Genomic DNA, 25,195 nt, shown 5'->3' on the forward strand with positions numbered 1-25,195 from the left:
ATGGCCAACCAACCGTTCGACGTGGCGACCCAGGAATCCCCCCTGGGCTACACCCTGGCACTGCTGTTGGTGGGCAGCGAGCGTGAGACGCGCGCCATGCGCGACGCGCTGGAGCGTGAGGACATCCTGTCCATGCTCACGCTCGAGGAGGCCAACTCCGTGCAGGCCCTGGAGCAGGCGCTCACGCGGCCGTGGGCGCTGGTGCTCGCCGGTTCGGAGCTGCCCGGCCTGTCGTGGGAAGGCATCCAGGCGGCGTGGGTGAAGCGCGGGCAGGAGCTCACCTTCGTGGTGAGCACCCCCACGTGGAGCACGCGGATGCTGGCGGCCGCCATGCAGGCCGGCGCGCGCGACTACGTCACCGAGGACCGCATCGGCCACCTGCCCTTCGTCGTGGCGCGCGAGCTGCGCCTGCACGCCGAGCGCGCCCAGCACCAGCTGACGGGCATGGAGCTGAAGCGGACCAACTACCTGCTCAGCAACATCATCGACGCGCTGCCCTTCGTGCTGTTCGTGAAGGACGCCCAGACGCGCCGGCTGGTGGTGGCCAACAAGACGTTCGCGGACGCCTTCAAGGTCACCAAGGAATGGCTGCTGGGGAAGCTGGACCACGACTACTTCCCGAAGGAGCAGGCGGACTCGTTCGTCGCCGTCGACACGGAGATCCTCGAGACGCGGCAGATGAAGACGTTCGAGGAGGTCGCCCGCGCGGATGGTCAGGACCGCATCTTCGCCACGCGCAAGATTCCCCTCGTGGACGACCAGGGCGTCGCGCGCTTCGTGATGGGCGTCACCGACGACATCACCGCGCGCAAGCAGAACGAGGAGATGCTGCGCGCCTCCAAGGAGGAGCTGGAGGCCGCCAACAAGCAGCTCGCCGCCAGCCTGGAGGAGATCAAGAAGACGCGCGCGGTGTCCGCGCGGTCGCTCGCCAGCTACCAGCAGCGCGCGCTGCAGATGGAGATCATCCGTCAGCAGAACGAGGACCTGGACCGGCTGGCCCAGGAGCTCTCCGTCGCCAAGCGCAACGAGGAGGAGCGCGCCCGCGAGGCCGAAGGCGCCGTGCGCCTCAAGAGCGAGTTCCTGGCGAACTTCAGCCATGAGATCCGCACGCCGCTCAACGGCATCATCGGCTACTGCGACCTCTTGATGCGCGAGGAGGGCAGCCGCCTGACGCCGCACGGCCGGCGCGACCTCAACGTGGTGAAGACGAACGCCAAGACGCTGCTGGCGCTCATCAACGACATCCTGGACCTGTCCAAGATTGAAGCGGGCCGCGTGGAGGTCGTCACCGAGCCGGTGGACGTGCAGGAGCTGGCCGACGAGTGCATGGCCACGGTGAAGGAGTACCTCAAGGGCAAGGACGTGGCCCTCACCGTCCACGTGGACTCGGAGGCGCAGGAGGTGCGCACCGACGCGCTGAAGCTGCGGCAGATCATGCTCAACCTCCTGAGCAACGCGGCCAAGTTCACCGACACGGGCGAGGTGGCGCTCACGGTGGTCAGCTCCGGCGGCGGAGAGATGCTGATGACGGTGGAGGACACCGGCGTGGGCATCCCCGCCGACCAGCTCCCCTTCATCTTCGAGAAGTTCCGCCAGGTGGACGGCTCCACCACGCGCAAGGTGGGCGGCACGGGCCTGGGGCTTGCCATCGTGCGCGAATTGACGCGCGTGCTGGGCGGCACCGTGGACGTGACGAGCACGCTGGGCCGAGGCTCCACCTTCACGGTACGGCTGCCGGACGTGCTCGCCACCACCGTGGGCGCCAACAGCCCGCATGCCACCGAGCGGCTGGTGCCGGTGCAGGACGTGGCGCTGAAGCTCGCGCCCATGGCGCGGCCGGGCAGCACCGTGCTGGTGGTGGACGATGATCCGCTCATCCAGCAGCTCGTCACCGGGCAGCTGGAGCCCGCGGGCTTCAAGGTCGTGACGGCGGATGACGGCATCGCCGCGCTGAAGCTGGCGCGCGAGCTGAAGCCGCAGGCCATCCTGCTGGACATCCACCTGCCCCGGATGGACGGCTGGTCGGTGTTGAGCCAGCTCAAGAGCGAGCCCACGCTCGCGGGCATCCCGGTCATCCTCGTGTCGGTGGAGGAGCAGCGCGCGCGCGGCTTCAGCCTGGGCGCGTGCGAGTACCTGGTGAAGCCGGTGGAGCCGGAGCGGCTGGTGGAGGTGGTGCAGAAGAGCCTCGCCTCCGCGGGCGCCACGGCCGCCACGGGCGACGTGCTGGTGGTGGACGACGACGCGGCCACGCGTGAGCTGGTGAGTCGCAACCTGCGCCGCGCGGGCTTCTCCACCAACGAGGCGCGCAACGGTGAGGACGCGCTGCTCAAGGCGCGCGTGTCGCCGCCGTCGCTGGTGGTGCTGGACCTGATGATGCCGAACCTGGACGGCTTCGAGGTCCTGCGCCGGCTGCGCGCGGAGAAGCTGTCCGTGCCGGTGGTGGTGCTCACGGGCAAGACGCTCACCCACGACGAGGAGACGCTCCTGCGCGACGGCTTCGCCGGCTTCGTGCGCAAGGGCGGCACCGCGCTGGAGGACGTCATCTCCCAGGCGAAGGGCCTCCTGATGTCCCAGCGGGCCGCGAGCGCCGGGAAGCTGCCCCGCGTGCTGTACGTGGAGGACAGCGAGCAGAACCGCGACATCGTCCGCCGCTACCTGGGCGGCATGTATGACCTCATCGAGGCGGAGGACGGCGAGCAGGGCCTGGAGCGGGCCCAGAACGACGGGCCGGACCTCATCCTCATGGACCTGTCCCTGCCGAGACTCGACGGCTGGGAAGTCACCCGCAGGCTCCGGGCGTTGCCGGATGGGCAGAACGTGCCCGTCATCGCCGTCACGGCCCATGCGGGACGCGAGTACCAGGACAAGGCCCAGGCGGCCGGTTGCACGGCCTACCTGACCAAGCCCCTGGACCGCGAGCAGCTCATCGAGACGATTCGTCAGTATCTAGGGAGAACCCATGGCTGAACCGAAACCGCGCGTCCTGGTCGTGGACGACGATCCGGATCTGCTCGACCTCGTGCAGCGCTCGCTGAGTGCGTACGGGTTCGACGTGCAGACCCACACGTCCGCGCTGGGCGTGTCCAACATCGTGCGCGCTTCCGAGCCGGACTTCGTGCTCATCGACGTGAACTTCCCCGCCCTCAAGGGCGACAAGGTCGTAGGCCTGGCGCGCCAGTACGCGCCCCCGGGCACCCGCTTCATCCTCTACTCCGCTTCGGATGAGGCCAAGCTGCGCTCGCTCGCCATCGCCTCCGGCGCGGACGGCTACATCTCCAAGAGCGTTCAGGGCGCGGACCTGGCCCAGAAGCTCAACGCCATGCGCTTGAAGCCCCGCTCGGCCGCACCGGGCCGGAATCCCTCTCCTATCGAGGGATGAGAAAGACGGGGATTCCGGGCGAACCCACACCCTGGGTACGCCCGGCCCCCCTGGGTCACCCATCCCCCCGGTGCCAGAATAATCTCGGAAAGTGATAACCAGAGCGGTCTGCTGACTTGAAGTCCACAGAAAGACCTGTAAGGTAGTCGCTTCTAGAGTTTTACGCGCTCACTGTTCCCCCCGAACTGGGGCGCATTCCACCCACCTTCCGAAACTCCCTGCGCCTCCCGGAGGGGACATGCACTCGTCGACCGATTACAGCCACGCCGAAAAGCTGAAGCACGAGCTGACGCAGCCGCTTTTCAACCCGATGCTGAAGAAGTGGGTCGGGAAGGGCGAGCTGGACTACGAGCGCTACCTCCAGACGGGCACGCTGCTGGGGTTGCAGTCGTCGGAAGCGGAGCGGGTGTCGCACGACGAGCTGATGTTCCAGATCGTCCACCAGTCGCAGGAGCTGTACCTGAAGCTGGCGTCGCGCGAGGTGGTGGAGGTGGTGGCGGAGATGGACCGCGACGCGCTGTGGGCCGTCGTCGCCCGGCTGGCGCGGGTGCAGAAGATCCTCCAGTGCATCAGCGCGGAGATGGCGGTGCTGGAGACGATGACGCCGGACTCGTACCAGGTCATCCGCCGCAGCCTGGGCAACGGCAGCGGGCAGGAGTCGCCGGGCTACAACACGTTCCGCCTGGCGGCGACGGGGCTGGAGTCCGCGATGGAGCGGATGCTGGCGCGGCGTGGCGTGACGCTGCTGCAGGTCTACTCGGCCGGGGGGCCCGAGGACCTGAAGCACGTGTGTGAGAACCTGGTGACCATGGACGAGGGGTTCCAGGGCTGGCTGTTCGCGCACTTCCAGCTGGTGCGGCGCACCATTGGCGTGGACCGCTCCGTGAAGGCGCTGGACGGGCTGCCCACGCAGGTGCTGGCGGGCCGGATGACCCTGCCGCTGTTCCGCGCGCTGTGGGACGTGCGCGTGGAGATGACGGCGGGCTGGAAGCGCGAAGGCGGCTACGCGACGGGCGTGCACCGCGCGCCGGACGACTTGCGCGAGCAGGCCCGCGCGGGTGGCTGCCCCATGCACGCGCACGCGTCCTTCCCGCAGGAGCTGCGGAGCCAGCCGTGAGCGGGGGGGTGCTCCCGGGGGCCGTTCGCGCGGAGTACCCCCTGCTCCAGACGTGCACGTACCTCAACAGCAACTCCACCGGCGCGATGCCGCGCGCGGTGGAGGCAGTGCTCGCGCACTACTGGAACACGATGCGCGCGTGGCGCGACGACACCTGGGACGGGTGGCTGTCGCGGATGCAGGCGTACGCGGACGGGGTGGCGGGGCTCATTGGCGCGCCCGCCGGTTCGGTGGCGCTGGACGTGAACCTGAGCGCGCACCTGTCGCGCCTGGGCACGTGCCTGGACTTCAGCGGCGAGCGCCGCCGCGTCGTCATCACCGACCTGGAGTTCCCCACGGTGCCCTTCATCTGGAAGGGCTTCGCGCGCTACGGGGCGGAGCTGGTGGTGGTGCCTTCGCGCGATGGCCGCGTGGACGAGGCCCTGCTGGAGGCCGCCATCGACGAGCGCACGCGGCTGGTCTGCGTGTCGCACGGCGCGTTCGCCACCGGCGCGGTGCTGGACGTCGCGCGCGTGGCGAAGGCGGCCCACGCGGCCGGGGCGCTCATCGCGACGGACGCGTACCAGACGGTGGGCACGGTGCCGGTGGACGTGCGCGCGCTGGACGTGGACTTCCTCATGGGCGGCGCGCACAAGTGGCTGGGCGGCTCCGAGGCCGCCTTCCTCTACGTGCGCCCGGAGCTGCTGCCCACGCTGCGGCCCGCCGCCACCGGGTGGCTCGCCGGGGCCACGCCGCTCGCGTTCCAGGCGGCGGAGGACTGGGCGCCGGACGCGCGGCGGATGATGGGCGGCACGCCCGCGCCGCTGATGGTGCTGCTGTCCCAGCCGGGGCTGGACCTGCTCAAGGGCGTGGGGATGGCCGCGGTGCGCGAGCACTCGCTCAAGCTCACGTCCCGCCTGATGGCGCGGGCGGACGAGGCGGGGCTGCACGTGGTGACGCCGCGCGAGCCGCACCAGCGCGGCGGCGTGGTGGCGCTGCGCTTCCCGGGTGACGTGGACGTGATGCGGCGGCTGGTGGCGCGCGGCTTCATCTGCAGCCACCGGGGCTACCTGCGCGCGGCGCCGCACTTCTACAATACGCTGGAAGAGGTGGATGCCTTCATGGATGCCCTCGTCCACGAGCAGCGCAAGGAGGCCGCATGAGCGCCGCGAGCCCGTCACCGTCACCTCCGTCAGCAGCGGCACCGTCGCGGGAGGCCGCCTCGCCGCGCGCCCTGCTGCACCTGCTGTTCAACGGCGCGCGCGCGCTGGACGTGGTGGAGACGGCGCTGGGCCTGGGGCTGTTGGATGCGCTGGAGCCCGGGCCGGTGACGCTGGGGGAGCTGTCCGCGAAGCACGGCCTGGTGCCCACGCGGCTGTACAAGTTCCTCGACTGCCTGGAGAGCCTGGGGCTCGTGCGGCGCGAGCAGCCGTCGGACGCGCTGGAGGCGACGCGCTATTGGGGCGTGCCGGGGCTGCGCGCGGCGGCGGACGCCGTGCTGGGCCCGCGCTCGCTGGAGCGCGACCGGGAGAAGTACGACTGGAAGGCGCTGCACGGCCGGCTGCCGGAAGTCCTGCGCGGTCAGCACGCGATGTCCGCGGCCTCCTTCGACTGGCCTCCGCGCACGCCCGAACAGGTGGAGGGCTTCGAGGCCAGCATGGCCGCGGGCCTGGGCCCCATCCTGGAGACGTTCCGCGCGCACGCGGGCGCGCTGTGGCCCTCCGGGGCTCGGCTGCTCGACGTGGGCGGCGGTGACGGCACGCTCGCGGAGCACCTGCTGCGCGAGCACGCGTCCCTGTCCGTGGATGTCTACAACCTGCCCGCCACCGAGGCGCTCGTCACGCGCACGCGCGAGCGCGCGGGGCTGCCGGCGACGCGGCTGGGCTTCGTGGGCGGCGACTTCCTGCGCGAGCCCCTGCCCCAGGGCTACGACGCGCTGTCGTTCGTGCGCGTGCTTCACGACTGGCCCGCGGAGGTGGCGCGCTCGCTGATGCAGGCGGCGTTCGCGGCGCTGCCTTCGGGCGGGCGCGTGCTCATCTGCGAGGAGTTCCGCACCCCCGAGCGGCTGGCGGCCCAGTTCTTCTGGTCCTACTTCCTCATCGGCGTGGACGCGTGCTCAAGCCGGCTGCGCGAGGTGGAGTTCTACCTGGACGCGCTCACCGCCGCGGGCTTCACGCACGCGCACGTGCGGCCCGGCCCCTTCGAGCTCGTCGTGGCCACGAAGCCCTGAAATCCGGCCGGGTCGCCTCTCCCCCCGGCGAAAAGGTGTCGTACGGCGGACAGCCTGGACCCTCAGACAGGTCACGCAGGGCCCGTCAGTGTTCAACTTGCGCTCAGTCGCAGTCAGCCAAACGCAGACGGGAGGAGCCTGTATGACAGGTCCCCGGTCAGGGACGGGGTTGAGGGCGGTAAGGCAGGACCACGGGACGCAAGAGGCACAGCAGTCGCCCGAGGCCCGTGGAGGTAGACCGGCGGCGCGCACGCATCTGGAGCGCGAGGTGATGGTGCCGGTGGATGACGCCGTCCTCCTGAGAGGACGGCTGGCGGTGCCCGCGGGCGCCCGGGGCGTGGTGGTGCTGGCGCGAGGCAGCGACAGCAGCCGTCAGAGTCCCCGGCTCGCGCAGACCTCGCAGCTGTTCCAGGCGATGGGGCTGGGCACCCTGCTGTTGGACCTGCTCACCAGCGAGGAGATGGAAGAGCGCCGCACGCGGCAGCTTCGCTTCAACATGGGCCTGTTGGGCATGCGCATGGCGGGCGCGGCGAGGTGGCTGCAACGCGAGCCCCACACCACCGGCCTGCGCGTGGGTTACTTCGGCGCGCACACCGGCGCGGGCGCAGCGCTGTCGGCCGCGGCCTTCCGTCCGGACTTCGTGGAGGCCGTCGTCTCCCGGGGCGGCCGGCCGGACCTGGCCGGAGCGGTGCTCCCCCGGGTGCGGGCCCCCACGCTGCTGCTGGTGGGAGGCGCGGACGCGCTGGGCCTGGACATCAACCGCCGGGCCTACGCGGAGCTCCGGGCGGAGAAGCGCATGGAGATCATCCCGGGCGCGACGCACCACTTCCAGGAAGACGCGGAGCTGGAGCAGGTGGCGGAGCTCGCCGGTGAGTGGTTCCTCCAATACCTGGGACAGCCCCAGGACGACGCGGAGGCGGCGCCGGCTCCAGCGCCCTGAGTGTTTCACGGATGTTTCAGGGGCGGCCTCCGCGTCACGGCGGATGCCGCCCTTCGTGACTCACGCCACCACGGGGCGCGTGACGCCCAGCTCACACGCCAGCACCGCCAGCTGCGCGCGGTTCTCCGGCCCCAGCTTGCGGTAGATGTTCGTCAGGTGGGCCTTCACGGTGCGCTCGGTGATGCCCAGGTGCGCGGCGATCTTCAGGTTGTCCGCGCCCGCCGCCACGTAGCCCAGCACCTCGCGCTCGCGCAGGGTGAGCCGGGACAGGGCGGAGCCCGACGGCGTGAAGTCCTCCAGGTGCAAGACATTGGACGGGAGCATCTCCATGGGCAGCAGCCGCTCACCGCGCGCCACGCGGCCCACGGCCTGCACCAGCTCATCGCAGCTCACGTTCAGCTTGCACAGGTAGCCCGCGGCCCCCGCGTGGAAGCACTGCTCCACGATGGCCGGCTCATGGTGCCCCGACAGCACCAGCGAACGCACCTGGGGATGGAAGTCGTGCAGGTACTTCAGCACCACCAGGCCGTCCTCCACCGCGGCGCGGCCCACGTGCTCCAGCCGCAGGTCCACCAGGGCGACATGGGGCGCGGCACCGCGCACCTGGAACAGGAAGGAGTTGGTGTCCGAGCACCGGGCCACCACCTTCATCCCCGCGCCCTCCAACAGGGCCACCAGGCTCTCCCGGAAGAGGAGCTGATCCTCCAGGAGTGCCACCCGGATTTCCTGTCCCGCCGCAGTCAATTCCATGACTCCATCCTTGGCTTCCCGCCGGTCGGCAACAACAACCCCCGCGCGGTATCCCTGATGAAAGCAGTTCTCTTTCTTCTTGTGAAACAGCTCCCGGAGCCGTCCCTCCCTAATGCCGGCCGGGAGATCGGAAGACAACGATACGGGCGGAGTCCACGTCCAGGGCTGCTCCGTGGACGACCACCCGACCGAGCGCGTGCACCGTGATCCGGGAACGCAAAGGGAGGTCCTCCAGGCGCGACAGCAGCTCCGCGGGAAGCTTCTGGAATGGGCCCTGGGACCCATGGTTGACAACCCAGGCGGAGGTCTCTTCGGGCCCAACCCTGGTGGGTAAGCGGATCTTGCCGGACCTGGGGCACTGCGGTACGCCCTCGCCCATGGCGTCCAAGGCCCCCCGCGACAGCGAGCTCGAAGCCATCCTCGAAAAGGTGAGGCAGGTCCGGAACTTCGACTTCCGCAACTACAAGCGCGCCACGCTCCAGCGCCGCATCGAGCGGCGAATGCAGGCCACGCGGTGCCGCACGCGGTCGGCCTACCTGGCCCTGCTGGAGCGGGACCCCGTGGAGGTCACCACGCTCGTCTCGTCCATGCTCATCAAGCTGACCACGTTCTTCCGCGACCGCGAGGTCTGGCAGGCGCTCGAGCAGTCCCTGGGCGAGATGATCCGCCAGCGCAAGGACAAGGAGCTGCGCATCTGGAGCGCCGGCTGTGCCACGGGCGAGGAGGCGTACTCGCTGGCCATCGCCGCCGCGGAGGCGCTGGGCCCCGGGCATCCCGGCCCGGAGCTGAAGGTGTTCGGCACCGACGTGGACGAGGACGCCATCGCCACGGCGCGGCGCGGCGTCTATGCCCCCAGCCAGTTGGAAAACGTCTCCCCGGAGCGGCTGGCGCGCTTCTTCGTGCGCACGGGCAACAGCTACACCGTGCGCAAGGAGATCCGCCGCGCGGTGGTGTTCGGGGTGAACAACCTGGTGTCGGACGCGCCCGTGTCGCGCATCGACCTCCTGCTGTGTCGCAACGTCTTCATCTACCTGGACTCGGACCTGCAGAAGCGGGTGCTCGCGCGCTTCCAGTTCGCCCTGCGCCGCAATGGCCTGATGGTGCTGGGGCGCTCAGAGCTCATCCCCTTCGCGGCCCGTCTCTTCCGGCCCGTGGACCTGTCGCGGCGCATCTACCGCAAGGACGGCGAGGCGGAGGTGACGACGACGGCGCAGGACCGGCTGCCCCCCGAACCCAAGGCCCTGCCCCGCCTCATCGAGCCCACCGTCCCGGAGCCCGAGCGGCCCGCCCTGCGCAACCTCGTGGACTCGCAGCCCTGTCCCATCATCGCGACGGACAACGATGGCACGGTGACGCTCTGGAGCCGCGCCGCCGCGCGGCTGTGGAACCGCAACGGGAGCGACGTGCTGGGCAAGAAGCTCGCCGGGCTGGGCCTGGGCGGGCTGGGCGGGGACCTGCTCATCGAACAGAGCCGCCGGGTGCGCACCGGCCGCTCCGAGCGCGAGTCCGCCGACGGGCTCATGGAAGGCCCGGGCGGCGAGCCCGTGACGATGCGAACCCAGGTCGTCGCGCTGCGCGACCGCGCCGGTGAGCGCCAGGGCCTGGTGTACGTCGCCCATGACATGACGCACACGCGCGGCCTGGAGCAGGACCTCCAGACGGCGCAGGAGGAGCTGCAGTCCCTCAACCTGCGGATGCAGTCCTCCAACGAGGAGCTGCGCGCCTCCAGCGAGGAATTGGAGACGACGAACGAGGAGCTCCAGTCCACCAACGAGGAATTGCAGACGACGAACGAGGAGCTCCAGTCCACCAACGAGGAGCTGGAGACGACCAACGAGGAGCTCCAGTCCGCCAACGCGGAGCTGGACGCCACCAACCGCGAGCTGGCGCACCGCACGCTGGAGATGGACTCGCTGGCCTTCACCCAGCGCACCATCATCCGCACCCTCTCCGCGGCGGTGCTGATGTTGGAGGGCGAAGGGCGCATCACCACCTGGAACCTGGCCGCGGAGCGGCTCCTGGGCCTCACCGAACGCGAGGCGGTAGGCCAGACGCTGTGGTCCCTGCACGTGCCCGCGCTCAAGCGTTCGCTGCTGCTGCGGCTGCGCCGGCACCTCCAGGAGAACCGCACCTTGCGCCTGGAGGGCATCCCCTACCAGCTCCCGCACGGAGGCAAGGGGAGCGCCACCATGGTGGCGACGCCGCTCGTCACCGACACCACCGTGCTGGGCTCCATCGTGCTCTTCGAGGACACGACACGGGCGACGGCCCTCCAGGAGGAGAATCGCCTCTTGCGTGCGAAGGTGAAGGCATGAGCCCACGGCGCCCGCCGCCGGAGCCGCCAAAGGCTCCGGAGCCGCCGGAGTCTCCGGTCGCCGCGGGGAGCGCGAGTCCGGGGCTGCTGCGCAAGTACCGCGAGCTGTTGTCCAAGCACGAAGCGCTGGTGCACAAGCTGGACGAGCGCACCACGTTGCACGTCAGCACCTTCAAGCTGTCCAGCTGGGCGCTGGAGACGAGCGCCAGCGCCCTGGCCGTGCTGCGCGAAGGCGGGGTGGTGCTGGCCAACGCCCGCTGGCACGCGCTGAGCCGGGAGCGGGGCCCCTGGCGGCGCGACGAGGAGGGTCGGCTCCAGGGCCCGACCTATACCGCCCTGCGCGACCTGGCGGAGGCGGAGGCGAAGGCGGTGCTGCCCCGGAAGGAAGGCGGTGCGCGCGTCACGCGCTACCGGAGGGTGCGCGGCCCCCAGCTCCAGGTCCTGGAGATGCGCTCCGAGCGCGTCACCCATCCCCAGGGAGGACAGGTGCTGGTGCTCGTCCGCGACATCAGCGCCCAGGCACGCGACGAGGAAGAGCTGGCGCAGGCGCGCGCCACGCTGATGGAGCGCGCGCAGCTGCGGGCCCTGGGAGAGCTGGCGGCGGGCATCGCGCACGACCTGCGCAACACGCTCAACGCCATGCGGCTGCGGCTGCAGCTGCTCCAGCGCGACGAGGCCGCCACCGGAGAGCGGGGGCAGCACCACCTGGACGCGCTGGCGCGCATCGTCGCCGACGCGGGGGAGCGCGTGGGCCGCCTCCAGGACTTCTCCCGCCAGCGGGGCAGCTCCACCGTGGAGCGCGTCCAACTCAGCGACGTCATCCGGGACGCGGTGGACATCGCGCGGGGCGGCATCGAGCACCGCAAGGCCGGTCAGGCCCCTCGGCTGGACGTGGTGCTGCCCGCGAAGCTGCCTGCCGTGTCGGGCTCCTCCATGGAGCTGCGGTACGTGCTCATCAACCTGCTGATCAACGCCCGCGACGCCATGCCAAAGGGCGGCACCATCCGCGTGCGGGCGGTGAAGACGGGCAAGTCCGTGCGGGTCACGGTGGAGGACGAGGGCACCGGCATCCCCGAGGAGCACCTGCCGAACATCTTCAAGGCCTTCTTCACCACCAAGGGCAACAAGGGCACGGGCCTGGGCCTGTCCATGGCCTACGGCGTGGTGACGCGCGCGGGCGGCAAGCTCACCGCGGCCAACCGTCCGGAAGGGGGCGCGGTGTTCACCCTCACCTTCCCGGCGCTGAAGGCAGCCCCCGCGCGCAAGAAGTCGCGCTGACGCGCCCCCCGCCTCAGCTCACCTGCTCCGGTCCGTCGGCCGCGTCCTTCTCCGTCGCGGACGCGGCGGGCGAGGGCCCTCCCAGCACCGCCCGGCGCAGGAGCTGCACGTTGGCCTCGGCCGCGCGGGCGCGCTCGTCGAAGCGCTCCGCGGGCGTCCGCCTGGGCCCGGGCCGCCGCGGCCTCCAGACGCCGGGCGTCCGCCCGGACCTCCAGCGCATGCTCGCGCGTGTCCGGCTTCGGCGTCCTGCCATCGGGCTTCATGGGTGGCTCCTCGCCGGGAGGCGCCTGCCCTCCTGGCCTCGCTGTCCTTCAAGGCTAGGAACAGGAGTGCGGATTGCCCACCCAAGGGCCGGAGCGCGGCGTCTTTTCAGCTGGAAGATTCCAGAAAATTCCAGGGACGCTGGTCAGTCGTGAGAGGCCTGGGCGATACTGGAGGGGTGTCCGGGTCGCTGGTTGCTGGGGCAACGTGACCAGGGCATCCCAACTGTCGGTTCCAGGGGGAGCCACCATGTCGTCGGAGCCCAAGATTCGCGTCCTCATCGTGGACGATGACCCGGACCAGCTCGCGCTGACGGAGCGTGCGCTGTCGTCCTACAACTTCGAGGTGCGCACGCACCGCTCGTCGTTGGGGGTCTCCAACCTGGTGCGCACGACGGCGCCGGACATCGTCCTGCTGGACGTGAACATCCCCGCGCTCAGCGGCGACAAGGTGCTGGCCCTGGCGCGGCAGCAGGCCCCGGAGCACACGCGCTTCGTCCTCTACTCCGCCTCCGACGAGGCCAAGCTGCGCGCGCTGGCGCTGGCCGCGGGCGCGGACAGCTACCTGTCCAAGAGCACCCAGGGCGCGGACCTGGCGCGCAAGCTGGAGCGGCTGCACAAGCGCCCCCGCGGCGCCGCGGCCCCCGCGAAGTAACGGCGCCCGGGCCCTCACGGCCCACTACGCGGGCACGAGCGCGCCGACCTCCAGGAACACCTGCCGGAAGTCGCCGTTCGCGCCCAGCAGGCGCAGGTTCTGGGCCAGCCCCCCGGTGGCGCGGAAGAACATCATCGCTTCCGGGGGCGGCTTGATGCGCAGGAAGCGCGCGGCGTTGCGGGTGAAGTGGTTGCGCATGTCGCGGTTGATGTCGCAGGTGCCGTAGTCGTACGGCGCCGCGCGCATGGGCCGCCCGGCGATGTGCAGCACCTCGCGCAAGAGCGCCTCCGCCTCCGGCTCCGGCAGCTCCACCGTGAAGCCGACCTCGCGACACAGGCCCAGCACGTCCAGCGTCTCCAGGCGCAGCGCCTGGTGGAACATGCGGCGGTTGGAGTCCACGAAGCCCGGGCTGAAGCGCTTGATGGAGCCGAAGTCCAACAGGCCCATGCGCCCGTCCGGCATCACCATGAAGTTGCCCGGGTGCGGATCCGCGTGGATTTCACCCGCGTCCAGGAAGGGGCCGTAGGTGGCGCGGATGAGCTGGCGCGCGACGCGGAAGCGCGCGTCGTTGTCCGGGGACGTCGTCACCCAGTCCTTCAGCGTCAGGCCCTCCAAGAGTTCCAGCGTGAGGACGCGGCTCGCGCTCCGGTCCTCGATGACCTGCGGCACGTACAGGTCCGGCAGCTTCGCCACGCTCCTGGCGAAGCCGGCGGCGAGCCTCGCCTCGCGGCGGTAGTCCAGTTCCAGCATCAGCTCGTCGCGGAACTCCTGGAAGTAGGCGGTGCCGTCCATCATCCGCGACGTCTTGGAGACGGTCTTCACGACCATGCCCAGGTTGTCCATGTCGTGGCCCATGGACGCGTCGATGCCCGGGTACTGCACCTTCACCGCCACCTGCCGGCCGTCGTGGAGCACCGCCCGGTGCACCTGGCCGAGCGACGCGGCGGCCAGCGCCTCCTTGGAGAAGTCGCGGAACAGCTCCTCCGGCGGGGCGCCCAGCTCCTCCTTCACCACGCGGGACACCTGGGCGTAGGACATGGCGGGCGCCTGGTTCTGCAGCCGCGCCAGCATCTGGCGGACCTCTGGCGTGAGCAGGTCCTGATCCATGGAGAGCGCCTGGCCCAGCTTCATGGCCGCGCCCTTCATCTCCCCCAGGGTGGCGACCAGCTTCTCCGCGGTGCCCAGGCTGAGGAACTCCGACGGACTGGAGCCGGAGAGCCGTTTGGCGCCCGTCTTGAGCACCTCCGAGCCCACGTGCATGGAGAGGCCCGCCAGCTTGCGCAGTCGGTTGAACCGCCCCTGGGGCGGCAGCTTGTCGTCAGGTTCGGAGGCCATGGGCGAGGAGAGGATTAACGAGGACTCCCCCCCCATACGCAAGGCAACCGCTGTCCAGATGCGTGGCCGGTGGCCGGGCGACCGACTTTGGCGACCGACTTTGGCGACCGACCTTAACGGGGGCCGGTCGTGCCGCGGACCCGGGCGCGCAGGAAGCGCCAGCGCTTCAGCCCCTCCAGGTCCAGAGGGTCCGCGCGGACGGCCTGCTCGTAGGCGGCGAGCGCCTCTTCCAGCCGGCCCACGGACGCCAGCGCGTCCCCGGACAGCCGGTGCACGGCGGCGCGGCCCTCGCGGCCGGTGTTGCCCGCGAGGAAGCGGCGGCGGCACTGCTCCAGCATGGTGGCGGTGAGGCCCGCGGCGAGGCACCGCTCGATGCCCTCCACATTGCCCAGCGTGGCGTCGTACTCCACGCGCCGCTCCACGTTGCCCAGCGTGTGCAGCGCCCCGCTGACGCGCTCCATGGCGCGCTCCACCTGGGCCTTCTGGGCCTCCGACAGCGGGCGCGTCTTCAAGAGCTCCAGGGCGCCGCGAGCGCGCTGGGCCGCGGTGCGCACGGCCTCCAGCGTGGCGTCGCGCGGCAGCTCCAGCACGGCGTACGGGTCCCCGGCGAGCCGGCGGCGGAAGCCCTGCAGGACGCTCTCCGCCTGCGGATCCTCCGGCGCGGGCATGGCGGCGACCGCGGCGGTCGCGGCGGCCTGCGGGGCCGAGGGACGCGTGCTGTTGCGCAGCTGGGTGAGCGTGGCCTGGAAGCCCGTGCCGGTGTCGCGCAGCTGCACGCCGAAGCCGGGGGACATGTTCCACGCCTGCGCCTGCTCGGCCGTGACGTGGCGCACCACCTGGGCGGTGCACGGCAGATCGCCGCCGGGCAGCCGGAGCACCAGCGACACATCCGACAGGAGCACGGGCGGCGGGGTGGCCAGTTGGAAGAAGAGGCCGGTGCGGCCCACCCACTCGCCCTTCAGCTCGATGGGAGCCTGGGTGGCAGCCTGGGCGCCGGCCTGAGTCGCTGGGCCGCGCAGGAGCGCGGTGAGCTGCGGCACCGCGGGCGAGGGCGCGGGCGGCGGGGCGAGCGCGGACTCCAGGGCGGCCCTCAGCTCCGCGGCGGAGGCGAAGCGGTGTTCGGGCTTCTTGGCCAGCGCGCGCAGCAGCACCTTGGACAGGGCCTGCGGCACGGCGGGGCACACCTCGTGCGGCGGCACGGGCTCCTTCTGGAGGTGGCCGACGAGGATCTCCGCCGCGGTGCGCCCGTAGAAGGGCACCTGGCCGGTGAGCAGCAGGTACGCGAGCACGCCGGCCGCGTAGATGTCGCTGCGGGCGTCCACCAGCCCGTCGCCGCACTGCTCGGGGGCCATGAACTCCGGGGTGCCCAGCAGGACGCCCACCTCGGTGGTCATCTCCCCGGCGGGCCGCGACAGGAGCTTGGCGATGCCGAAGTCGAGCAGCTTCACGCGCTGCCGGCCGCCGGGGCCGGGGACGAGGAAGACGTTGGCGGGCTTCAGGTCGCGGTGGACGATGCCGTGCGCGTGCGCGGCGCCGAGCGCGTCACACACCTGCGTCATCAGGTCCACCACCCGCGCCGGGTCCATGGGGCCGCGGGCGAAGTGCGCGAGGCTGTCCCCCTCCAGGTACTCCATGACGAGGTACGGGCGCCCGTCGCGCGAGTCCAGGTCGTAGAGCGTGACGACGTTCTCATGCTGCACGAGCGTGAGCGTGCGGGCTTCGGACAGGAAGCGCGCCACGAGCTCCGGGGCCTGCGCCAGGTGGGCGTGGAGCACCTTGATGGCCACGCGCTTCTGGATGAGGGTGTGCTCCGCGAGGAACACGGTGCCCATGCCGCCGCGGCCCAGCTCGCGCACCACGCGGAAGCGGCCGAACTCCTGGCCCACCAGGGACGGGACGACGGGCGTGGGCGACGACAGCGGCGAAGGCGTCAGGCCCACCGCGCCGGCAGGACCCGGCGGCGGGGTCCCCGCGTAGAGCAGGGTGCCACCGGAATCCAGCCCTCTCAGCAGCGTGGGACACGCCTCCGCCGGGGAGTGGGGCTGACCGCAGGAGCAGGTGGGGGACGACGGTGCGAGCACGGGTGGGGACCGGAACCTGAGCAGGCGAAGCGGGGGTGGAACGGCGTCAGCGGCAGATGCGAGCGGTATGCCAGCACCCGGGAATGGGGGGTTCACGCGGACGTCCGCGCCAAACGGTTGATCCGCTTCGACTTCCCGACACTCCTACGCGGCTCGCGCTCCAGCCCATCACGAGACACCCCACGGAACCGGGGAGTTTTTACAGCCCCGGAACGGAACAGTTTTCCGCCCTGCACCTGAATACGTTCAACCCGCCAGACCTTGGGCGACTTCCGCCTTCACACCCTTCAATGACCTGCCGGGTCATGTGGTGGGGTCAAGATGACAGGGGCCCCTGCGGGTTTCCAGTGTGCGCTGACCTGAGCATCAAGAGCGGAAAACATTGTGTCCGCTCTCGAATTAAGCCGCGTTTGCGCCTCTGACGGCGCGCGCCAGGAAGGCCCTGAGCGTCCCCGAGGAGCGCGCGGATCATCCCGGCGCTGAAGCCCGAAAAAGCCCCCGGGGCTGAAGCGTCCCGCATGGATGCCGGGGCTTCCCGTGCTTCTGGCAGGACGCGGGATGCGTGCGGTGGGGACGCGGGATGCGGGGGCTACAGCAGCGGGGATGGAAGGCTGCGGCGCTCCACGGGGCGGCCCACTTCGGCCTGGAGCCACGCGTCGTCGTCCCAGGGCCAGCAGTCCTGGTTGAAGACGAGCGGGTCTCCACTCCAGCGCAGGACGATGTGCTCTCCGTTGAAGAGGAGGACACCCTCGCGGCAGTGCGGCTTCAGGATCAACGCGGCGCGCAGCAGCAGTCGCGTGAACGCGCTGAAGTCGTGGTTGGAGGCGTAACGGAAGCCAACGGAGAGGTCGGGGTGGAAGTGGAACGCCTCGTGCCAGAGGGCTCGGGAGCGGGCACCGGGGATGCTGACGCCCACGGTCCAGCCGGGCGCGCCCAGGTGCGTGGCGTCCTCCCACGGAAGGGGGCCCTGCTCCGCGAGCAATTTCAACGCGGCCGCGGGCGTGAGGTCGGTCGACACGGAGAGGCTGTAGTCCAGACCCATGCGGGCTCCCATCCTAGTCGTGCTTCAGGGGAAGAGGCGGTGGACGGTGCCGCGCTGGACGACGAGGACCTCGCGCAGACCGGAGATGGACCACTCGGTGAGTTGCTGACGGAGGGCCGCCAGGCCCACGGCGCTGTCGTCGAGGTTGAGGACGAAGCGCTCGGCCTGCCCCCGTTCGACCTTGCCAGCCAGGGTGTCCGCGATGCTGCGCGGCTTGGAGGTCGTCGGGGCGTAGCAGTCGTAATACTCGCCGTTGATGCGGTAGTCCGGCCGGGTGCCATTGCCGGGAGGCAGTGGGTTCTGCTCCACGGAGTAGCCGTGCTCCGCGAGCGTGCGGGCGGACTCGTTCTCCCGAGCGATGGAGCGGAGGTTCTCCGGTTGCTTGTCATTGGGGCCCGGTCGCGAGGGCTGTCCCGTGAGGCGGGACTGGACGTGGGTGCCTCCGCCTCCGCCGGGATGCCGCGCGGACATGGCCACCGCGTTGGCAGCGAGTCCCACGGTCATGCTGCCTTCCGCGATGGAGATGGAGCGGATGCCGCCCGCCATCGCGGCGGAGAGCTGGATGCCGGCGTTGGTCTCCGCGGCGAGGGTCGCCTGCGCGAAGCCCGGGAACAGGGGGCCCTTGGACGCGATATTGGAGGCGCCTCCTCCGACAGCGGCGGTGAGCGCCAGGATGATGACGCGGGCACCGTCCTCGCCCATCACCTTGCCGAAGCGGCGGCCTGCGTCCTCGAGTTCGTCGAAGGACACGGCGCGCTCGGAGTCCCGGGTGAGGCGCTGCCAGCCGTCGATGAGGTTGAAGAACACCTCCAGGCCCAGATAGGCGACGAGGTACGTGGTGAGCGCGAGCGCCACGACCTTGGTCACGGGTTCTGGCACGACGAGCATGACCATGTACGCGGCGAGCGCCGAGGTGATCATCGCCTTGAGCACCAGGGGGTTGGTGACGTCACGCACCGCGTCCTGCGCGCCGTCCCAGACGCCATCCCAGGCGAAGCTGAGCGCGAGTTCCCGCCGTCCCTGGCCATCCAGGAGCGGCAGGCCCCCGCCGAGGAGCGTGAGGCATTCGCGAGGGCTGTCCTGTCGCTCGCACCAGGCGCGGTAGTCCCGTCCAGAGGTGTTCGGCGGCGCGTCGTCCTCGCCTTCCCACGACGCGAGTTGGAAGCGGGAGCGTGGAGGTGCTTCGGAGCGGAGGTTGAAGTGCAGGCCCAGGACGAGCTGGGACATCACCGCGTGGAAGGCGTCTTCGTCCACCGGGACGGGCTTCACATTCGAGGGCGGGGTGTAGACGACGGGCCTGCCCTGACCCGTGTCCAAACGCACAACCCGGGTGGTTGAACAGCCGGCCAGCAAGAGCCCCAAGAGCAGCAGTGTCCCCCAACGCAGTGCCATGCCTTCCTCCTGACAGGCAGCGTCCGTCAGGGCGGAGGGCGCTCACCATTCCCCAGGGGAGGGATTGACTTGGGGGTTGAGTGTGAGCGTGGCGAGGTTCTCGGCCCTGGGTTGCGCCTGCCCGGCCCTCCGCATGGCCCTGGCGGCAGGTGCGACGAGAGGTCACCACCGACATACGTTCCACTCAGACAGAAAGGGCACGATCCTTCGATTTCTTTGCGAAGTTTCAACCCACGCTCCACTCCGAAGAGCGGAGCGATATGGCCACCACAGCGGGCAAGCTCGACTTTGTGGAGTTTCAACCCACGCTCCGAAGAGCGGAGCAACCATGCGGAACTATCTAGAGGCGGGGCTCTACCGGTTTCGACCCACGCTCCGCTCCGAAGAGCGGAGCGACATGGCCACTGGTGCAGAAACCAGGGCACATCCAGCTGTTTCAACCCACGCTCCGCTCCGAAGAGCGGAGCGACCTCTGTCCCGGGTGCTGGTAGGCGCGCTGATGGCGTTTCAACCCTCGCCCCGCTCCGAAGAGCGGAGCGACTCATAGCCTCCGGGCAATTTCCCGCGAAGGGAGAGTTTCAACCCACGCTCCGCTCCGAAGAGCGGAGCGACGTCATGTCGAGGAGCTGTTCCGCGCAGACGCCCTGGCTTCAACCCACGCTCCGCTCCGAAGAGCGGAGCGACAACATGCGGATGGAGCTGTCGCTGGCGTCGCCCAAGCTTCAACCCATGCTCCGCTCCAAAGAGCGAGGCGAATGCCGCCCCAAGGTCCAGAGTGCGCACCGTGCGGCGGTTCACCCCACGCTCCGAAGAGCGGAGCGACCTTGTTCGCCCCATCCGCTCGCGCCAGCGAGATGCTTCAACCCACGCTCCGCTCACCTCCCGTCCTCGTCGGTTGAGGCGCCCTCCGCGTTTCAATCCACGCTCCGCTCCGAAGAGCGGAGCGACATCTTGAGGCGCGTGCCCATCGGGTTGGTGCGCTGGTTTCAATCCACACTCCGAGGAGCGGAGCGACCTTGCCGAATTCGAGGGCCTCGCTGAGCTTCATCCGGTTTCAATCCACGCTCCGCTCCGAAGAGCGGAGCGACTGCGCAGCAACCTGTCGCCGACGCAGTTGTTGGAGTTTCAACCCATACTCCGCTCCGACCGTAGTGGTGGAAGGGCTCGATACCCCCCGGCTGTTTCAACCCACGCTCCGCTCCGAAGAGCGGAGCGACTTCGGAACTCCGGGGTGAGAAGGGGTTAAGGGAAGAGTTTCAACCCACGCTCCGCTCCGAAGAGCGGAGCGACGCGGCCAGTGCTGAGCAGGTGTCCGCCGAGCTGCTGTTTCAACCCACGCTCCGCTCCGAAGAGCGGAGCGACCCGGGACGTCCATGGCCAGCCTCGCGGTAGCGCGCGTTTCAACCCACGCTCCGAAGAGCGAAGCGACGCCGCGTCAAGGCGGCAGCGTCCTGGCCCCCGAGGTTTCAACCCACGCTCCGCTCCGAAGAGCGGAGCAACCTTAACCTAGCGCCAGATGCCGACCTCGTTTCAACCCTCGCTCCGCTCCGAAGAGCGGAGCGACCTTGCCGCACGCCTTCCGGTTGGCCTCCCCTGCCATGTTTCAACCCACGCTCCGCTCCGAAGAGCGGAGCAACCTTGTACGTCTTCCCGGTGCCGAGCGGCTGGTAGTGGTTTCAACCCACGCTCCGCGCCGAAGAGCGGAGCGACGCCCGTCGTCATCAGCGGCCTGGAGCAGTTCCAGTTTCAACCCACGCTCCGCGCTCCGCTCCGAAGTGTCATGGGCCGCCCCATCGGATCGCTCGTGGGTCACCTCCTCGGATCGCAGTCCCGATCAGTTCGACCAGCCCGCGTGCTCGGGGGCGTCAAGGGTCGGCTACGCCGAAACCTGAACGGTTCTTCGCCCTTGACCCTCCCTCCGCGCGCGGGCAAAGGGCAACCGGCCGCAAGCGGCCAGTCCTAAGCGATCAGGAGTCGCGATCCGCTTGGCCGACCCGGATGCGGTCCGTTGACCCGGCCCCTGACACCGAAGAGCGGAGCGACCCCAAGGCCATCGGCCGGCAGGGCATGCTGATCGAGTTTCAACCCACCTCCGCTCCGAAGAGCGGAGCGACGCCGCCCTATCCACCCCGCCCACCGAGGCGAAGTTTCAACCCTCGCTCCGCTCCGAAGAGCGGACGACGACAGCGCGGCACCGTTGGCCACGGAAAACTGCGCCTCGTTTCAACCCACGCTCCGCTCCGAAGAGCGGAGCGACCGCGGGATGCAGGTCCGGCTGGGCCATGACGGAGTTACAACCCACGCTCCGCGCCGAAGAGCGGAGCGACGCCGTGTGAGGTGCCCGCCGGACCCCAACCCCCAACATTTCAACCCACGCTCTGCGCCGAAGAGCGGAGCGACCCATTGTCGACAACATCGTAGAGGAGTGGCTGTTTCAACCCACGCTCCGCGCCGAAGAGCGGAGCGACGTTGGCCGTCATGCCGTGCCCTTCCCGCGCCTGGTTTCAACCCACGCTCCGCGCCGAAGAGCGGAGCGACCAATCCGTCCTGGTGTGGTGGGCAGCGCGGCGCAGCTTCAACCCACGCTCCGCTCCGAAGAGCAGAGCGACGTTCGTCTCGTTGACGATGTCGCTCACCTTCGTCCAGTTTCAACCCACGTTCCGAAGAGCGGAGCGACCACGCTTCACTGCCGCTACGTCAACACCGAGCAGTTTCAACCCACGCTCAGCACCGAAGCGCGGAGTGACGGAGTGGGAACGACGCGGTCTACGCGGACGTGAAGTTTCAACCCACGCTCCGTTCCGAAGAGCGGAGCCACGCTACCGTTCGCAACCTATGAAATTCTCAAAGAAGTTTCGACGATTCCCGCGCCCCACCCGCTGTCGGCTCACCCAGGCCCGGACCAGGGTTCACATCCCGCGCCAAGTCTCCGACTTATTCTGAAATTCCCCTACGCGAACTTGGACGTCCCCCCGCCACCGGCGCGCGCCAGCAGCGCATCACCGAAGGACAACAGCGCGTTAGTCGGCTTTGCTTGCCCCACCGCTCATCCCCCCAGCTCCACCACCTCCACGCCTGGCGGCACGCTGCTTACGCTCAGGGCATAGTCGGAGAAGTCGCGCGGCGGCGTTGCTTCGTCCTTGCGGCGCAGGCCTACCGTGTCGAACAGCTTGTGTGCGGGCGCGTTGCCCAATTCGCTCGCGTGCCGGAACACCAGCAGCCGCCGGGTGGCCATCAGCCCGCGCGCCGCGCTCCGGTCATGGTCGAACATCTCCACCAGCGCCTTCCACAACAGCTCCAGGTCCGCTTCCCCGAACGCCGTCTGCCGGGCCAGCGCGGGTGACACGAATCCGTGTGCCCGGTACAGCCCGTAGGGCACCGTCGTCTTGCGGCCCATCGTCCGGTTGTCACCGCCCTGGTTGTCCGCTTCCTTCTGCGTCGCCACCGCCATGCGCGTGATGGTGTGTTCGGCTGCGACCACGGGGTCCAGCGAGCGCCCAAACGTGAGCTGCACCGGCCCCCGCACCTGCCCCGCATTGGCCTCCCTCAAGGCCATCACCGCCCCGAAGGTCCGCACGTCGAAGTAGCGCCGACACATCTCGTCGCGCACCTTGCGCACCACGTCTCCTTCCGTGGCCTTGCGCGGCTTCTTCTCCGCCTTGCTCTTGCCTTCCGCCTTCACGGGCTCGGCGCTCGCTTCATCGCCAGATGCCTGGTTCTTCAGGCCCAGGCGGGTATACGCCTCCGCATGGAGCGCGGAGAGCACCGCCCGCTCCTTCACGTAGATGTCGTAGCCGTCCGCATTCGAGTGCACGAGCTGGACGTAGTTGCGCACCTTACGCTTGAGGCACACGTCGGTGACGAGACCGTGGCCCGTCTCCGGGTCGAAGCGTGGCAGGTTGCCCGCGTCGGGGTCGCCGTTGGGGTTGCCGTCCTTCACGTCGAACAACAGGACGAAGTCATAGCGGTTCTTGATTTCGGACATGGAAGTGCACTCCAGGGGAATGGGATTGCGTGACCGGCGCGGAACGGTTTCAGGACTCGACAGCGGGGGCGCCGGCCGGTGGGGCCTTGCGGAAGAACTCCTCGCGCTGGTGGTAGTAGCCCACGGCGAACAGCCCCTGGGCCTCCAGGGTCAGCGTGCTGGGCCACGTCTTGGCGGGGAACTGGCCCATGATCTGCCCCATCAGTCGTTCCAGCCATCCGGCCCGCTCTGCCTTGGCGGCGTGGTGCGTGGACAAACGCACCAGCCGGGGCAACACCACGCCGGGGTTCGCCATGGCCGCGCCGAAGTAGCGGTCCTTGATGCTCGCGTTGACGTCTCCCAGCGCGAGGTACTGGAGCCTCTCCAGGGCCGCGAACAACCGGCCCAACTGGTACGACACCTCGGGACTGTCTGGACTCAGCGACACGGACACCTCCGGGGAAGCAGCGGTGCCACGCGGCAGTCGCAGCAGCGTGGCCTTGATGAGCGCGCAACGCGCGTGCAGCAGGAAGGCAGGGGCGTCGTCCTTCTCCGGGACACGTAGCCGGCGAAGTGCGGCGGACAAAAGCTCGCGGGGAAACGGCCTCGGGCCCAGCGCCGCGCCCAGCAGCTTCGCGGCCAGGCCGGGCGGATTGCCCTGACGTCCCGGAGGCTCCACCGCGCGCAGCAACTGCCAGACGGACAGGGGGCGGCCCCGGCCTCCCACGAGCCGCAGGTCTTCGAAATAGCGCAGCACGTTGTGCTTGAGGTCCTGGATGGAGGATTCGAGCCAGTCACGCACCACGACACGCGCCGCATTCCCTCCCAGGGTCAGCGCGTAGAAGGGCGTCGCATCGAACTTCCCCGGTTCCAGTCCGCGCAGCGGCGCTTCCGCGAAGTGGACCGCCTGTTGCGTCTGCACGGGGTCGAGCACGTTGAGCAGCGTGTCCACCACGGGATCCGCTTCGCGCGTCCAGAACACCGCCACCGCGCCCTCTCCCAGCGCCACGCCACGCCGGTAGCGCCGCGTGGCGTCGCGCGACAACATGTGGTTGAGCGCCGTGGCGTACCCTTCCGCCGCGGCTCGCGAGATGGGCGCGTTCTCTCCCTGTGTCAGGCCGTGCGAGCAGAACGCCTCTTCGTTGAAGGACACCAACGCCGCCCCGGAGGACTGCGCGCCCGGCACGTTCTTGATGGAGGGATGCAGGCGTGCCACCGGTCCCACCTCCCCCGTGACCAGGCACCGCATCCGCGTCGCGTCTTCCGCTCCCTGCGCTTCCGCCCCCCGCTTCCGAGCCCAGGCCTCACGCAGTGCGGGACGCTCATGGACGAGCCCTCCGTCATCCCCCGACCAGCTGAACACCAGTCGCTCCTCGCCCGTCCACTCCGCGCGCTGCTTCAACAGCCTGGGCAACTGCGAGTCCAGCTTCGCCAGGAACGCGGCCACCGCCCTGGCTCCCGGGTCGTTCGTCTCTTTCGCCACGGCCTCCACCACGGCCCGGAACGCCGCCGCGCGCTCCGGGTTCTTCCGCGCCTTCGCGGCGTCTCCGCCCCACCCCAGCACGTACCTGGCGTTGTCCACGAAGAAGCCGGGCAGGATGGCCACGGTCCGCTTGGGAATGCGTGGCACCGCTCGCTTCGGTACCCGCCCATGCTCGTCCGCCGTCTCCATCAACGACAGGAAGCGTCCGTCGTCCGCCACCTCGATGAGCGCGTCCACCGAGAGCAGTTCGACGTCCGGGTCCTCCAGCAATCCCTCACGCCGGGCATAGGCATTCAGCGCCTGGAGCATCATCGCCCGCCCTCCCCTGTCCCGGCGTGCGCCTTGAGCACGTCCTCCCGTGGCGGCACCACCAACCGCCCTCCCGCGAGGCGCGCTTCGAAGAAGAGCGGCACCACCCCGTCCTCGCGGTAGTCGAAGTCGTAGAACATCAGCCCCAGCGGCCGGTCCACCTCCGGCTGGAAGGGCCGCACCTCTTCGGGCGCGGGTTCCACGGCGGCGACGAACTCGCGACATCCGAAGTAGGGCGCCTGGAACGTCTGCCCCTTCTCCAGCCGCCGTTGGAACATCTCCTCGAACTTGCGCACGCTGTCCTCCGGCCCGGCCTTCTCCGTCATGCGGAACGAGGCGGACACCACGTAGTCCACGTCGCGCAGTGCCACCGTGTTGCGCTGGGCTCGCCGGTCCGGATCGTCCGCGAAGAACGTCACCCCTTCGGACATGCGCTGCTTCACTTCGTTACGGCGGAAGCTCGTCCACGCGATGGGCGCGAGCACCGTGATTTCATGCACCCGCCAGCGGATGGCCGGCTTCCACAGCACGGACTCCAGCAGGCCGCGCGCCGCGGAGGGCGTCATCACCTCGTAGCTCACGCGCTCCACCTTCATCTCCGGCCGGCTGAAACATGCCACCGGTCCTCGGGCCCGCAGGCGGAAGGCACGGCTCTCCTGGACTTTCATGTCGCGCTCCTGTGCATCG

18 protein-coding genes are annotated in these 25,195 nt (G+C 69.8%); 9 read left to right on the top strand and 9 right to left on the bottom strand.

Going from position 1 to position 25,195, the window contains the following annotated elements; translation table 11 throughout:
* The 6 genes from D7V97_RS00830 (at position 1) to D7V97_RS00855 (ending at position 7,645) form a co-directional block, all read left to right on the top strand.
* Positions 1-2,967 (top strand): response regulator, encoded by a 2,967-nt coding sequence (locus tag D7V97_RS00830; RefSeq protein ID WP_120608654.1) that lies wholly within the window; start codon positions 1-3, stop codon positions 2,965-2,967.
* On the top strand, positions 2,960-3,379 hold the full coding sequence (locus tag D7V97_RS00835; RefSeq protein ID WP_120608655.1) for a response regulator: 420 nt from the start codon (positions 2,960-2,962) through the stop codon (positions 3,377-3,379). Before D7V97_RS00830 ends, D7V97_RS00835 begins: the two co-directional genes overlap by 8 nt.
* A gap of 238 nt (positions 3,380-3,617) precedes the next feature.
* Entirely contained in the window at positions 3,618-4,496 is an 879-nt protein-coding gene (locus tag D7V97_RS00840; RefSeq protein ID WP_120608656.1) for a tryptophan 2,3-dioxygenase family protein, read from the top strand.
* Complete coding sequence (locus D7V97_RS00845; protein WP_120608657.1) at positions 4,493-5,638, top strand: aminotransferase class V-fold PLP-dependent enzyme; 1,146 nt, start codon at positions 4,493-4,495, stop codon at positions 5,636-5,638. Before D7V97_RS00840 ends, D7V97_RS00845 begins: the two co-directional genes overlap by 4 nt.
* Entirely contained in the window at positions 5,635-6,705 is a 1,071-nt protein-coding gene (locus tag D7V97_RS00850) for a methyltransferase (protein ID WP_120608658.1), read from the top strand. Before D7V97_RS00845 ends, D7V97_RS00850 begins: the two co-directional genes overlap by 4 nt.
* 271 nt (positions 6,706-6,976) lie before the next feature.
* Positions 6,977-7,645: a dienelactone hydrolase family protein gene (locus D7V97_RS00855; protein ID WP_120608659.1), complete on the top strand. Its 669-nt coding sequence runs from the start codon at positions 6,977-6,979 to the stop codon at positions 7,643-7,645.
* Positions 7,646-7,705: 60 nt separating this feature from the next.
* On the opposite strand, the gene D7V97_RS00860 is transcribed toward D7V97_RS00855, so the two are convergent.
* A complete protein-coding gene (locus D7V97_RS00860; RefSeq protein WP_120608660.1) occupies positions 7,706-8,395 on the bottom strand; it encodes a response regulator transcription factor in 690 nt (229 codons plus the stop codon).
* Between the two features lie 377 nt (positions 8,396-8,772).
* Between D7V97_RS00860 and D7V97_RS00870 the strand changes: the two genes are divergently transcribed.
* Together D7V97_RS00870 and D7V97_RS00875 are read left to right on the top strand one after the other, a co-directional pair.
* Positions 8,773-10,710 (top strand): CheR family methyltransferase, encoded by a 1,938-nt coding sequence (locus tag D7V97_RS00870; RefSeq protein ID WP_120608662.1) that lies wholly within the window; start codon positions 8,773-8,775, stop codon positions 10,708-10,710.
* Positions 10,707-11,987, top strand: coding sequence for a sensor histidine kinase (locus tag D7V97_RS00875; RefSeq protein WP_120608663.1), 1,281 nt, complete (start codon positions 10,707-10,709; stop codon positions 11,985-11,987). Before D7V97_RS00870 ends, D7V97_RS00875 begins: the two co-directional genes overlap by 4 nt.
* A gap of 13 nt (positions 11,988-12,000) precedes the next feature.
* Here the strand turns inward: D7V97_RS00875 and D7V97_RS00880 are convergent, their stop codons facing one another.
* The gene (locus D7V97_RS00880) at positions 12,001-12,207 is read right to left on the bottom strand and encodes a hypothetical protein (protein WP_120608664.1); all 207 of its coding nucleotides are present in this window, start codon (positions 12,205-12,207) and stop codon (positions 12,001-12,003) included.
* Positions 12,208-12,497: 290 nt separating this feature from the next.
* Between D7V97_RS00880 and D7V97_RS00885 the strand changes: the two genes are divergently transcribed.
* Positions 12,498-12,902, top strand: a complete 405-nt coding sequence (locus D7V97_RS00885) for a response regulator (protein ID WP_120608665.1) — start codon at positions 12,498-12,500, stop codon at positions 12,900-12,902.
* A 24-nt stretch (positions 12,903-12,926) separates the two neighbouring features.
* Here D7V97_RS00885 and D7V97_RS00890 read toward each other — a convergent pair whose 3' ends face one another.
* The 7 genes from D7V97_RS00890 to cas5c all read right to left on the bottom strand — a co-directional run bounded on the left by D7V97_RS00890 (position 12,927) and on the right by cas5c (position 25,176).
* Positions 12,927-14,237 carry an AarF/ABC1/UbiB kinase family protein gene (locus tag D7V97_RS00890; protein WP_120608666.1) on the bottom strand — a complete coding sequence of 437 codons (1,311 nt, stop codon included), beginning with the start codon at positions 14,235-14,237 and terminating at the stop codon, positions 12,927-12,929.
* A gap of 113 nt (positions 14,238-14,350) precedes the next feature.
* The gene (locus D7V97_RS00895) at positions 14,351-16,318 is read right to left on the bottom strand and encodes a serine/threonine-protein kinase (protein WP_199728662.1); all 1,968 of its coding nucleotides are present in this window, start codon (positions 16,316-16,318) and stop codon (positions 14,351-14,353) included.
* Between the two features lie 589 nt (positions 16,319-16,907).
* Entirely contained in the window at positions 16,908-17,360 is a 453-nt protein-coding gene (locus D7V97_RS00900; RefSeq protein ID WP_147444626.1) for a SitI3 family protein, read from the bottom strand.
* A 24-nt stretch (positions 17,361-17,384) separates the two neighbouring features.
* Positions 17,385-18,752 carry a hypothetical protein gene (locus tag D7V97_RS00905; RefSeq protein ID WP_147444627.1) on the bottom strand — a complete coding sequence of 456 codons (1,368 nt, stop codon included), beginning with the start codon at positions 18,750-18,752 and terminating at the stop codon, positions 17,385-17,387.
* Positions 18,753-21,798: 3,046 nt separating this feature from the next.
* Positions 21,799-22,737, bottom strand: coding sequence for a type I-C CRISPR-associated protein Cas7/Csd2 (cas7c, locus tag D7V97_RS00910; protein WP_120608669.1), 939 nt, complete (start codon positions 22,735-22,737; stop codon positions 21,799-21,801).
* Between the two features lie 49 nt (positions 22,738-22,786).
* Positions 22,787-24,511, bottom strand: coding sequence for a type I-C CRISPR-associated protein Cas8c/Csd1 (gene cas8c, locus D7V97_RS00915; protein ID WP_120608670.1), 1,725 nt, complete (start codon positions 24,509-24,511; stop codon positions 22,787-22,789).
* Entirely contained in the window at positions 24,508-25,176 is a 669-nt protein-coding gene (gene cas5c, locus D7V97_RS00920; protein ID WP_120608671.1) for a type I-C CRISPR-associated protein Cas5c, read from the bottom strand. The genes cas8c and cas5c overlap by 4 nt, the downstream gene beginning before the upstream one ends.
* Positions 25,177-25,195 lie beyond the last annotated feature (19 nt).

It is taken from the genome of Corallococcus sp. CA053C (genome assembly GCF_003611675.1).
GTDB lineage: Bacteria > Myxococcota > Myxococcia > Myxococcales > Myxococcaceae > Corallococcus.

Bases quoted from the DNA above. Each gene is read 5' to 3' on its own strand.
- D7V97_RS00830 (WP_120608654.1), top strand. From the start codon at position 1: ATGGCCAACCAACCGTTCGACGTGGCGACCCAGGAATCCCCCCTGGGC.
- D7V97_RS00835 (WP_120608655.1), top strand. From the start codon at position 2,960: ATGGCTGAACCGAAACCGCGCGTCCTGGTCGTGGACGACGATCCGGAT.
- D7V97_RS00840 (WP_120608656.1), top strand. From the start codon at position 3,618: ATGCACTCGTCGACCGATTACAGCCACGCCGAAAAGCTGAAGCACGAG.
- D7V97_RS00850 (WP_120608658.1), top strand. From the start codon at position 5,635: ATGAGCGCCGCGAGCCCGTCACCGTCACCTCCGTCAGCAGCGGCACCG.
- D7V97_RS00855 (WP_120608659.1), top strand. From the start codon at position 6,977: ATGGTGCCGGTGGATGACGCCGTCCTCCTGAGAGGACGGCTGGCGGTG.
- D7V97_RS00860 (WP_120608660.1), bottom strand. From the start codon at position 8,395: ATGGAATTGACTGCGGCGGGACAGGAAATCCGGGTGGCACTCCTGGAG.
- D7V97_RS00870 (WP_120608662.1), top strand. From the start codon at position 8,773: ATGGCGTCCAAGGCCCCCCGCGACAGCGAGCTCGAAGCCATCCTCGAA.
- D7V97_RS00875 (WP_120608663.1), top strand. From the start codon at position 10,707: ATGAGCCCACGGCGCCCGCCGCCGGAGCCGCCAAAGGCTCCGGAGCCG.
- D7V97_RS00880 (WP_120608664.1), bottom strand. From the start codon at position 12,207: ATGCGCTGGAGGTCCGGGCGGACGCCCGGCGTCTGGAGGCCGCGGCGG.
- D7V97_RS00885 (WP_120608665.1), top strand. From the start codon at position 12,498: ATGTCGTCGGAGCCCAAGATTCGCGTCCTCATCGTGGACGATGACCCG.
- D7V97_RS00890 (WP_120608666.1), bottom strand. From the start codon at position 14,237: ATGGCCTCCGAACCTGACGACAAGCTGCCGCCCCAGGGGCGGTTCAAC.
- D7V97_RS00900 (WP_147444626.1), bottom strand. From the start codon at position 17,360: ATGGGTCTGGACTACAGCCTCTCCGTGTCGACCGACCTCACGCCCGCG.
- D7V97_RS00905 (WP_147444627.1), bottom strand. From the start codon at position 18,752: ATGGCACTGCGTTGGGGGACACTGCTGCTCTTGGGGCTCTTGCTGGCC.
- cas7c (WP_120608669.1), bottom strand. From the start codon at position 22,737: ATGTCCGAAATCAAGAACCGCTATGACTTCGTCCTGTTGTTCGACGTG.
- cas8c (WP_120608670.1), bottom strand. From the start codon at position 24,511: ATGATGCTCCAGGCGCTGAATGCCTATGCCCGGCGTGAGGGATTGCTG.
- cas5c (WP_120608671.1), bottom strand. From the start codon at position 25,176: ATGAAAGTCCAGGAGAGCCGTGCCTTCCGCCTGCGGGCCCGAGGACCG.